The organism is Streptomyces sichuanensis (assembly GCF_020328095.1).
Taxonomy (GTDB): Bacteria; Actinomycetota; Actinomycetes; order Streptomycetales; family Streptomycetaceae; genus Streptomyces; species Streptomyces cinnamoneus.
The window spans coordinates 16,558-27,285 of record NZ_JAIXMK010000082.1; the positions used below are offsets into that span (position 1 = coordinate 16,558).

The window sequence follows — 10,728 nt, forward strand, 5'->3', positions numbered from 1 at the left end:
ACAACCTCCCCGTAAGGAGCCACACATGGCAACCGTATCGCCGGAGAACCGCTGGTCCTACTCGCTCACCCTTCCGCATGACCCGCGCTCCGCGCGCGTCGCGCGCATCACCCTGCGCTGCATGCTGGAAAGCCACGGCATGGCCGAACTCGCCGACGTCACCACGCTCATCGCGAGCGAGCTCGTCACCAGCTCCTACCTGAGCACCGACGGCCCCGCCGAGGTACGGCTCAAGCAAGTGGCCGCCGACAGGGTGCGCATCAGCCTCTGGGACAAGTCGCCTGAGATTCCTGCCCCGTTCGACCGCCCCGCACGTCTCCCCCGGCGCAAGCCCGGCAGCGACGCGGACGTCGCGAACGTCCCCGACACCGGCCTGCTCATCGTGCGGCAGTGCGCCGTCAGCTGGGGCAGCTGGTCCGTCGGCGAAGAGTTCCCCGGCGTGACCGGAAAGCTGCTGTGGTGTGAAGTCAACCGTGAATCCGGGCGCGTAGCCCTCCGCATGGCGGCGTGAAGAAGGCGCAGGAGTCGAAGGGGCGGTGCTGCGAACCGCCCCTTCCCCCCGTTCGTTCACCTGCCGGCACACACGTCGCGTGATCGTCGCGACTCCCCCGAGTGCGTTTCATGCGGTCCACGCTAGGGCGCAGCCCCGGCCACCGTGCACGGACCCTGCACAACGTCCGAAAACCGTCCCGTCCCGTGCGCGTATTGGTGCTAAGACTCCCGTTCGAAGCCCGCGTCAGGAATTCGTCGGGTCCTCGGGGAAGCCCTTGCGCCCGGGGGCGGCCCGCGTGGTGGGATGGGGTGATGCGCACCCCCACACGCATACATCCCCGTCCCCCCAACCCCTACGACGAACTCGCGTCACTCGCGGACCCGGAGCCCGGCCCGCATGGCTACGAGCCCGACGAGCCGCCCCTCATACCCGGCCCCGTCGCCACCCCCGTCGACGACGCACCACCCTGGGCCCCGCCCGATCACCGCCGCTCCCGCCGCCGCCGCGGCAACCGCGGCAACCGCGGCCCGCGCACCCGCCGCCGGCCCCCCAGCCCCCTCCGCACCTACCGGCGCGCCGCCACCTGGCTGTTCTTCCTCCTCTCCGCCGCCGCCTTCCTCGTGCTCGCGGACCGCTGCGCCGTGATGTACGCCGAGAAGAAGGCGCAGCACACGCTGCAGCAGGCGCTGCACCTGGAGGCGGAGCCGCAGGTGGACATCCATGGGTTCCCGTTCCTGACGCAGGTGCTCACCAAGCGGCTGCAGCAGGTCGACGTCACCGTCCCCGACGTGGCCGCCGACCGGGTGTCGCTGGCGAAGGTGCGGGCGAGTGCCCGGGACGTCCGGCTCGACGGGAGCCTGACGGACGGCATCCGGGGTGCCGTCGTCGGGGATCTCGACGGGAACGTCCTGCTGTCGTTCGAGGACATGCGCCGCGAACTGGGCGCCTCGCAGATACGGTTCAGCGACCGCGGCGGCAACGCCATCGGCGCCGAGGGGCGGCTGCCCGTCGCCGGGCAGGAGCTGCAGTTGCGCGCGGAGGCGCGGCTGCGCCGCGACGGCGACCGCGCGCTGTCCACGGAGGTCGACGGGGTCAGCCTGGACATCCCCCGGGTCGCCACCTACCGCCCCGGTGACGCGCGCACCGGCCGGAGCCTCACCCTGCACCCCGAGGCGGCCGGCCGCATCAGCCGCGACGCCGAACGCGCGAAGGCGCTGTTCTCCGTGCCGGCCGTCGCCGCCCGGCTCGGGGTGGACGAGGACGATCTCGCCGCCGCACTCCGCAGCGAGGACCGGCTGACCGAGCTCACCGGCTCGCCCCGGTTCGTCGAGGCGCTGACGCACGTCAACCTCGTCGACGTCGTCGCCGAACACCCCTGGCTGCTGCAGCGGCTCGGCGTCGATCCGGCGGTGCTCACGGCCCTCACCCGGCTGCAGCCGCCGGACCTCACCGACCGGCTGGCTCTCTCGTTCCGTCTCCCCCCACAGGCCGAGGACCTGCACCTGCGCGAGGTCACGGTCCAGCGGGACGGCATCCGGGTGGAGCTGACCGCGGCCGGGCTGTCCCTGCCCGGCGCGGTCAAGAGATAGCGGTCAGGAGAGGGGCGGCGGCTCGGTGGCCGCCCCCGGCAGGCGGACCGCGGCCACCGTGCCGCCGCCCTGCGCGGCGTGCAGGGCCACCTCGCCGCCCGCCTGCTGGACGGTGTGGGCGACGATCGACAGGCCCAGGCCGCTGCCCGGCAGGCTGCGCGCCGTCGGCGACCGCCAGAAGCGGTCGAAGACGTGCGGCAGTTCCTCGGCCGGGATGCCCGGCCCGTGGTCGCGGACGGTCAGTTCGCCCTTCACCAGACGGACCTCGATCACACCACCCGCGGGGCTGAACTTCACGGCGTTGTCGAGCAGGTTCACGACCGCCCGCTCCAGGGCGGCCGGCTCGGCGCGCACGTACCAGGGGTCGATCTCGGCGTCGATCGACAGGCCCGCTCCGGCGGCCCGCAGGCGCGCGCGCCCCACGGCCCGTTCCACGGCCTCGTGCAGCGCGATCACCTGCAGCGGGCCGCCGCCGACGGGGCCGTCGGGGCGGGAGAGCTCCTGCAGGTCGCCGATGAGCGCCGCCAGCTCGGCCATCTGCGCCCGCACGCTCGCCAGCAGCTCCCTGCGGTCCTCCGGCGGGATCGCCCGGCCCGTCTCCTCGCTGCGCACCAGCAGGTCGATGTTGGTGCGCAGCGAGGTCAGCGGGGTGCGCAGCTCGTGGCCGGCGTCGGCGATGAGCTGCTGCTGCCGGTCGCGGGAGGAGGCGAGGGCGGCGGTCATCGAGTTGAACGAGCGGGACAGGCGGGCGATCTCGTCGTCGCCCTCCACGGGGATGCGCACCGCCAGGTCCTCGGTGCGGGCGATGTGCTCGACGGCGCCCGTCAGCCGGTCGACCGGGCGCAGCGCCGCCCGGGCGATCCACAGGCCGGCGGTGGCCGCTCCCAGCACCCCGATGCCGGCGGTGATGACCAGGACCAGGGCGAGCGCGTTGAGGGGCTTGTCGACCTCGCTGACGGGCTGGGCGATGGACACGGCCGTGTTGGGCAGCCGTTCGCTGCGGTACGTGGCGACGCGCATCTCCTGGCCGTCCGCCGCCCGGCTGTCGTGCAGCACCTCTGCGGCGCGGCCCGTCGCGACGGCCAGGTCGTCCTCGGTCACCCTGATGGAGGGCTTGCCGGGAGTGGTGCACACGAGGCCGCCGGCGGTGACGACCTGGATGGTGTACGAGCCGGGGGCGGGCGGCAGGCCGGAGGGGTTGGTGCCGCAGGTCTGGACGAGGCCCTGCACCGAACGGTCGTCGACGCGCTGGCTGGTCAGGGTCGTGTCCCGCTGGTGGCCCAGCTGCTGCTTGGTGACGAACCAGCACGCGCCCGCCGCGACCGCGACGGCCACGGCGACGGCCGCGGCCGTCAGCAGCGCCAGGCGCGAGCGCAGCGGCAGTCTGCGGTATCTGCTGATCATTCGGTGCCGCCGCCCGTCCCGTCGCCGGCCCGCAGGACGTAGCCGACGCCGCGCACCGTGTGCACCAGGCGCGGCTCGCCGCCCGCCTCGGTCTTGCGGCGCAGGTACATGACGTAGACGTCCAGGGAGTTGGACGACGGTTCGAAGTCGAAGCCCCAGACGGACTTGAGGATCTGTTCCCTCGTCAGCACCTGGCGCGGGTGGGCCATGAACAGCTCCAGCAGGGTGAACTCCGTGCGCGTGAGCTCCACGGGGCGTGCGCCGCGCGTCACCTCGCGCGTCGCGAGGTCCATGCGCAGGTCGCCGTAGGAGAGGATCCGGTCGTCGGCCGGGGCGGCGGTGGCCGCGGTCGTGTAGGAGCTGCGGCGCAGCAGGGCGCGCAGGCGGGCCAGCAGCTCGTCCAGTTCGAAGGGCTTGACGAGGTAGTCGTCGGCGCCGGCGTCGAGGCCGGTCACCCGGTCGCCGACGGTGTCGCGGGCGGTCAGCATGAGGATCGGTACGGTCACGCCGGAGGCGCGCAGCCGCCGGGCGGCGGTGAGGCCGTCCATGCGGGGCATCAGCACGTCGAGGACGATCAGCTCGGGGTCGTACGAGCCGACCTTGCCGAGCGCGTCCAGCCCGTCGACGGCCAGCTCGGTGTCGTACCCCTCGAAGGCGAGGCTGCGGCGCAGCGCCTCGCGGACGGCGGGCTCGTCGTCCACGATCAGGATGCGGGCGGGCTGGTCGCCGTGCTCGGCGGGGCTCATCGGCTTACCTCACGGGGGTGCGTCGGTGGCGGTGGGCCCTTTCAGCCTCGCACGGCGGGCCGGGCGGGCCCGTCAGCTGTCGGTGCCGCCGGCCCGGAGCTTGGCGAGGTCGGCCTTGACGGTGTCGACGGGGATGGCGAAGCCGAGGCCGACGCTGCCGGCCGAGTCGCCCGGGCCGCCGCCCGACCCGGCCGCGTACATGGCCGAGTTGATGCCGATGATCTCGCCGTTCATGTTGATGAGCGCGCCGCCGGAATTGCCGGGGTTGAGCGAGGCGTCGGTCTGGAGGGCCTTGTACGTGGTCTTGGAGGAGCCGGTGTCGCCGTTGTACTGGTTGCCGCCGAACTCGAACGGCCACTGCGGGACGCCGCGCTGTTGCTGGCCCCGGCCCTGTTCCTTGGAAACGGTCACGTCGCGGTTGAGGGCGGAGACGATGCCGCTGGTGACGGTGCCGGTGAGGCCCTCGGGCGAGCCGATGGCGACGACCTGGTCGCCGACCCTGACCTTGCCGGAGTCGCCGAGGGCGGCGGCCTTCAGGCCCTTGGCGTCCTGGATCTTGATGAGGGCGAGGTCCTTGCCGGGGTCGGTGCCGACGACCTTGGCGGTCTTGGTGGTGCCGTCGCTCAGCGCGACCCGGACGGTGTCGGAGCCGGCGACGACGTGGTTGTTGGTGATGACCTCGCCGTCGGCGGTGATGATCACGCCGGAGCCCGTGGACTGGCCCGAGGAGGTCGCCGCCTTGATCTCCACGACGCTGGGGCTGACTGCCCCCGCCACCGCCGCGACGCCGGTGCCCTTGGTGGAGACGTTCTGCACCGGGGTGCCCGAGGAGGTGCCGTGCTTGCCGTTGGCCAGCTCCCCGACCAGGGCGGCGGACCCACCGCCGACGAGGGCGGCGACGAGGGCACAGGCGGCGATGAGCGCGCCCGGGCGCTTGGGCGGGGCCCGGTGACCGGCGGGTGCCACCGGGGCCTGCTCCTCGAACAGGGCGTACGGCGAGTAGGCCGGCGGCGCCGGGTAGTGGGCAGGGTCCTGGTGGCCGCCGGCCGGGCGGGGAGTCTCCGTCATGGCTACGACTGTCCTCCGTGGAGATGAGAACAGTCTGAGGACGCACTGAGAAGGGGCACAGAAGAGCGTTCGACCGGTATAAGGGCCGGCTCTTCCGGGCCGGTGCGGCCGAGGAGAGGTCCGGCGCAGGGCGGCCCGGGGCCTGCCCCGCTCACCGGGGCCCGGGGCGGGAGCCCCGGGGACGGGCGCGGCCTCAGCCCCCGCAGCCGCAGGAGCGGCGGATCACCAGGCGGGAGGGGAACTGCTTCAGGCGCTCGCGGCGGGAGCCGACGACGCGCAGGCCGTCGTCCAGGACGAGGTCCACGGCGGAGCGGGCCATCGCCTGGCGGTCCGAGGCGACCGTCGTCAGCGGCGGGTCCGTCAGAGCCGCCTCCTTGACGTCGTCGAAGGCGGCCACGGCCAGCTCGCCCGGCACGTCGATGCGCAGCTCGCGGGCGGCGCGCAGGACGCCGATGGCCTGGTCGTCCGTCGCGCACATCAGGGCCGGCGGCCGGTTGGGGCCGGAGAGCAGCTCCAGGGCGACCTTGTAGGCGTCGTAGCGGTTGTACGGCGCCGGGAAGAGCCGGCCCTCCAGGGACTTGCCGGCCTCGCGCATGGCGCGCCGCCAGCCCTCGACGTGGTCGGTGACCGGGTCCCCTATGGTCGGCGTCTCCTCCGTGCCGCCGAGGCAGGCCACGTAGGGGTGGCCGTGCTCCAGCAGGTGGCGGGTGGCGAGCTGGGCGCCGCCCACGTCGTCCGTGACGACGGCCACGTCGTCGATGGCGTCGGGCCTGCGGTGCATCAGCACGACGCGGGCGTCCCAGGCGTCGATCTCTATCGCCGCGGTCTCGCTCGGACCCTGGCTGATCAGGATGAGGCCGGAGACCCGCATGCCCAGGAAGGCGCGCAGGTAGTGCACTTCGCGCTCGTCCAGGTAGTCGGAGTTCCCGACGAGGACCATCTTGCCGCGCTCGGCCGCCGCCTGCTCGACCGCGTGCGCCATCTCCGCGAAGAAGGGCTGGCGCGCGTCCGGGACGATCAGACCTATGAGGTCCGTCCGTCGTGACGCCATCGCCTGGGCGACCCGGTCGGGCCGGTACCCCAGCTCCTTGATCGCCGCCAGCACTCGCTCCCGCGTCGCCGGTGCCACCGGGCGCGGTCCATTGTTGATGACGTAGCTGACGACCGCGGTCGACGTCCCCGCAAGCCTCGCCACATCGTCCCGCGTCACCTTGGCCACGCGCGGCAGTCTACGCGGGTCCACCTACCGTTTCACCGGGCGTGCGGCCTCGGCTTCGACGGCGGGCGGCTGCTCCTTCCGTGAGCGCTTGCCGGACGGATCCGCCGCCTCCTTGGCCTTGGTCTCCTCCGCCGGGCGTTCTGACTTCTCCGGCTTCTCCGGCTTCTCCGGCAGGACGAAGCGGTAGCCGACGTTGCGGACCGTGCCGATGAGGGACTCGTGCTCGGGACCGAGCTTGGCGCGCAGCCGCCGCACGTGGACGTCCACGGTGCGGGTGCCGCCGAAGTAGTCGTAGCCCCAGACCTCCTGGAGCAGCTGGGCCCGGGTGAAGACGCGGCCGGGGTGCTGGGCCAGGTACTTCAGCAGCTCGAACTCCTTGAAGGTCAGGTCCAGGACCCGGCCCTTGAGCTTGGCGCTGTAGGTCGCCTCGTCCACGGAGAGGTCGCCGGTGCGGATCTCCATGGGGCTGTCGTCCGTGGAGATCTGCTGGCGGCCCATGGCCAGCCGCAGCCGGGCCTCGACCTCGGCCGGGCCGGCGGTGTCGAGCAGGACGTCGTCCACGCCCCAGTCGGCGGTGACGGCGGCGAGGCCGCCCTCGGTGACGACGAGGAGCAGCGGGCAGCCGGGGCCGGTGGAGCGCAGCAGCTGGCACAGGCTGCGCACGTGGGGCAGGTCGCGGCGGCCGTCGATCAGTATGACGTCGGCCCCGGGGGTGTCCACGAGGGCCGGGCCCTCGGCGGGGGCGACGCGCACGCTGTGCAGCAGCAGGCCGAGCGCGGGCAGCACCTCGGCCGACGGCTGGAGGGCATTGGTCAGGAGCAGCAGGGAACTCATCGGCTGCCTCCCGCGCCGGCCGCCGGCCGCCTCGTCCTGCTCATACGCCTCGTCCGGCTCTCGGTCTTCTCTCGTGCGCTTCGCTCGCCCATTGCGTCGGTTCCTCCTCGGTCCCTGCGAGGACGGTGGGGCACTGCTCGTCGTCCGAATGCACAAAAGGACCCGGGGGCTACTCTGCCCGGATCCTCTCTGCCGAGCAGAATAACCCAGATGACTTTCCCAGCGGCGGACGATTTTGCACGAGCTTGTGTTTCGTCGGTCACTTCGAGTGGTCATCGGGCCGCACCCTTGACAGCGGACGACGCACGGCCGGGGGGCCGCGCAGCACCTTTACGGTCCAGTCTGCCGCCCCCGCCGCCCGCCCGGGCGGCGCGACGCAGCACGGGGGGCGCACCGGGGCACGCGTGGGAGCGCACGTACCCCGGCGGCCGGCCGCTATGCCTGCCCGTTCCGCCGCCCGTCCTGCCGCCCGTTCCGGGAGGTCACGCCTCCTCCACGGCCACGGGCTGGGCGAACTGCGCCGCGTACAGCCGGGCGTACGCGCCGTCCGCGGCCAGCAGCGACTCGTGGTCGCCCTGCTCGACGATCCGGCCGGCCTCCATCACGAGGATGACGTCGGCGTCCCGGATGGTGGAGAGGCGGTGGGCGATCACGAAGCTGGTGCGGCCCGTGCGCAGCTGCCCCATGGCGTGCTGGATGAGCACCTCCGTCCGGGTGTCGACGGAGCTGGTGGCCTCGTCCAGGACGAGGATCTGGGGCTCGGCGAGGAAGGCCCGCGCAATGGTGATCAGCTGCTTCTCGCCGACGCTGACGTTGCCCCCCTCCTCGTCGATGACGGTGTCGTAGCCGTCCGGCAGGGTGCGCACGAAGCGGTCCACGTGGGTGGCCTTCGCCGCCTCGACGATCCTGTCCATGGACGTGCCCGCCGGGGCCCCGTAGGCGATGTTGTCGGCGATGGTGCCGCCGAAGAGCCAGGTGTCCTGGAGCACCATGCCGATGTGGGAGCGCAGGTCCTCCCGGGACATGGCCGCGATGTCGGTGCCGTCGAGGGTGATGCGGCCGCCGTCCGTCTCGTAGAACCGCATGAGCAGGTTGACCAGGGTGGTCTTGCCCGCACCGGTGGGGCCGACGATGGCGACGGTCTGGCCGGGCCGCACCGTCAGGGACAGGTCCTCGATGAGCGGCTTGTCCGGCTCGTAGCGGAACGAGACCTTCTCGAAGGACACGTGGCCGCTCACGCGCTCCGGCCGCGGCGCGTCGGCCGCGTCCGGGGACTGCTCCTCGGCGTCGAGCAGCTCGAAGACCCGCTCGGCGGAGGCGACGCCGGACTGCACCAGGTTGGCCATGGACGCCACCTGGGTGAGCGGCTGGCTGAACTGGCGCGAGTACTGCACGAACGCCTGCACGTCACCGATCGACAGCGAGCCGCTGGCCACGCGCAGACCGCCGACCACGGCGACGAGCACGTAGTTGAGGTTGCCGATGAACATCATCGCGGGCTGGATCAGGCCGGAGATGAACTGCGCCTTGAAGCCGGCGGCGTACAGCTCCTCGTTCTCCTTGCGGAACGTCTCGGCGGACTCCTTCTGCCGGCCGAAGACCTTCACCAGCGAGTGGCCGGTGTACATCTCCTCGATGTGGGCGTTGAGCCGGCCGGTGGACTTCCACTGCGCGACGAACTGCGGCTGGGCGCGCTTGCCCACCTTGGTCGCGACGACGACCGACACCGGCACGGTGATCAGTGCGACGACGGCCAGCAGCCAGGAGATCCAGAACATCATCGCCAGCACGCCGACGATGGTCAGCACCGAGGCCATGATCTGGCTCAGGGTCTGCTGCAGCGTCTGGGCGATGTTGTCGATGTCGTTCGTGGCGCGGGAGAGGACCTCGCCGCGCTGCTGCTTGTCGAAGTAGCTCAGCGGCAGCCGCCCGAGCTTCGCCTCCACGTCCTCGCGCAGCCGGAACACGGCCCGCTGGACGACGTTGGTGGCGATCCGGGCCTGGACGAACATGAAGAGCGACGCACCGACGTAGATCAGCAGCACCCACAGCAGGACGGTGCCGACCGCGTCGAAGTCGATGCCCCGGCCGGGCGTGAAGTCGACCCCGGACAGGACGTCGGCGATCCGGCCGTCGCCCTTCTCGCGCAGGTGCGCCAGGGCCTCGGCCTTCGTGGTGCCGGCGGGCAGCTGCTGCCCGACGACGCCGGCGAAGATCAGGTCGGTGGCGCGGCCGAGGATCTTCGGCCCTATGACGCTCAGCGCCACGCTGGCGACGCCGAGCAGCAGGGCGACGCCGACGACGGCCCGCTCGGGACGCAGCTGCGCCAGCAGGCGGCGGCTGGACCCGGCGAAGTCCATGGACTTCTCGGTGGGCTGGCCGCCCATGAAGCGGCCTATGCCGGCGGCCGGGGCCGGGCCTCTGCGCCGTTCGGTCCCGGCGGCCGGGCCGCCGGGCTTCGCGGGGGACGTCACGCCGCCTCCTCCTCGGTGAGCTGGGAGAGCACGATCTCCCGGTAGGTCTCGTTCGTCCCCATCAGTTCGGTGTGGGTGCCCGAGCCGACGACGCGGCCCTCGTCGAGGACCACGATGCGGTCGGCGTCCCGGATGGTCGACACGCGCTGGGCGACGATGAGGACCGTCGCGTCGCCCGTCTCGCGCGCCAGCGCCGCCCGCAGCCGGGCGTCGGTGGCGTAGTCGAGCGCGGAGAAGGAGTCGTCGAACAGGTAGATCTCCGGCTTGCGGACCAGGGCGCGGGCGATCGCCAGGCGCTGGCGCTGGCCGCCGGAGACGTTGGAGCCGCCCTGCGCGATGGGTGCGTCCAGGCCGCCCTCCATCGCCTGGACGAACTCGCGGGCCTGCGCGGTCTCCAGCGCCTGCCACAGCTCGTCGTCGGTGGCGTCGGGCCGCCCGTAGCGCAGGTTCGAGGCGACGGTCCCGGAGAAGAGGTAGGGCTTCTGCGGTACGAGCCCGACGGCCTCGGCCATGGTGACCGGGTCCAGGTCGCGCACGTCCACGCCGTCGACGAGGACCGTGCCGGCGGTGGCGTCGAACAGGCGCGGGACCAGGCCCAGCAGCGTCGACTTGCCGCTGCCCGTGGAGCCGATGACGGCCGTGGTCTCACCGGGGCGCGCCACGAGCGAGACGTCCCGCAGGACCGGCTCCTCGGCGCCCGGGTAGCCGAACTCCACCGAGCGCAGCTCCAGATGGCCGCGCCGGCCCAGCTCGGTGACCGGCGCCACCGGGGGCGCCACGCTGGAATCGGTGGACAGCACCTCCTGGATGCGCTCGGCGCAGACCTCGGCCCGCGGCACCATCATGAACATGAAGGTGGCCATCATGATGGCCATCAGGATCTGCATGAGGTAGCTGAGGA

The 10,728-nt window shown here is 72.6% G+C and carries 9 protein-coding genes; 2 read left to right on the forward strand and 7 right to left on the reverse strand.

Features of this window, described 5'->3' with window-relative positions; genetic code table 11:
• Positions 1-25: 25 nt before the first annotated feature.
• Positions 26-511: an ATP-binding protein gene (locus LE181_RS22200; protein WP_225663272.1), complete on the forward strand. Its 486-nt coding sequence runs from the start codon at positions 26-28 to the stop codon at positions 509-511.
• 293 nt (positions 512-804) lie between these two features.
• Positions 805-2,082: an LmeA family phospholipid-binding protein gene (locus tag LE181_RS22205; protein WP_225663273.1), complete on the forward strand. Its 1,278-nt coding sequence runs from the start codon at positions 805-807 to the stop codon at positions 2,080-2,082.
• Positions 2,083-2,085: 3 nt separating this feature from the next.
• On the opposite strand, the gene LE181_RS22210 is transcribed toward LE181_RS22205, so the two are convergent.
• The 7 genes from LE181_RS22210 to LE181_RS22240 form a co-directional block, all read right to left on the reverse strand.
• Positions 2,086-3,486: a sensor histidine kinase gene (locus LE181_RS22210; protein WP_225663274.1), complete on the reverse strand. Its 1,401-nt coding sequence runs from the start codon at positions 3,484-3,486 to the stop codon at positions 2,086-2,088.
• Entirely contained in the window at positions 3,483-4,232 is a 750-nt protein-coding gene (locus LE181_RS22215; protein ID WP_225663275.1) for a response regulator transcription factor, read from the reverse strand. The genes LE181_RS22210 and LE181_RS22215 overlap by 4 nt, the downstream gene beginning before the upstream one ends.
• A 72-nt stretch (positions 4,233-4,304) precedes the next feature.
• Positions 4,305-5,300 (reverse strand): S1C family serine protease, encoded by a 996-nt coding sequence (locus LE181_RS22220; protein ID WP_225663276.1) that lies wholly within the window; start codon positions 5,298-5,300, stop codon positions 4,305-4,307.
• 193 nt (positions 5,301-5,493) lie between these two features.
• A complete protein-coding gene (locus LE181_RS22225) occupies positions 5,494-6,519 on the reverse strand; it encodes a LacI family DNA-binding transcriptional regulator (RefSeq protein WP_225663277.1) in 1,026 nt (341 codons plus the stop codon).
• 24 nt (positions 6,520-6,543) lie between these two features.
• Entirely contained in the window at positions 6,544-7,353 is an 810-nt protein-coding gene (locus tag LE181_RS22230; protein WP_225663278.1) for a response regulator transcription factor, read from the reverse strand.
• Positions 7,354-7,835: 482 nt separating this feature from the next.
• Complete coding sequence (locus LE181_RS22235) at positions 7,836-9,740, reverse strand: ABC transporter ATP-binding protein (protein ID WP_225663282.1); 1,905 nt, start codon at positions 9,738-9,740, stop codon at positions 7,836-7,838.
• 83 nt (positions 9,741-9,823) lie between these two features.
• The coding region (locus LE181_RS22240) for an ABC transporter ATP-binding protein (RefSeq protein ID WP_225663279.1) at positions 9,824-10,728 on the reverse strand (905 nt) is incomplete at its 5' end.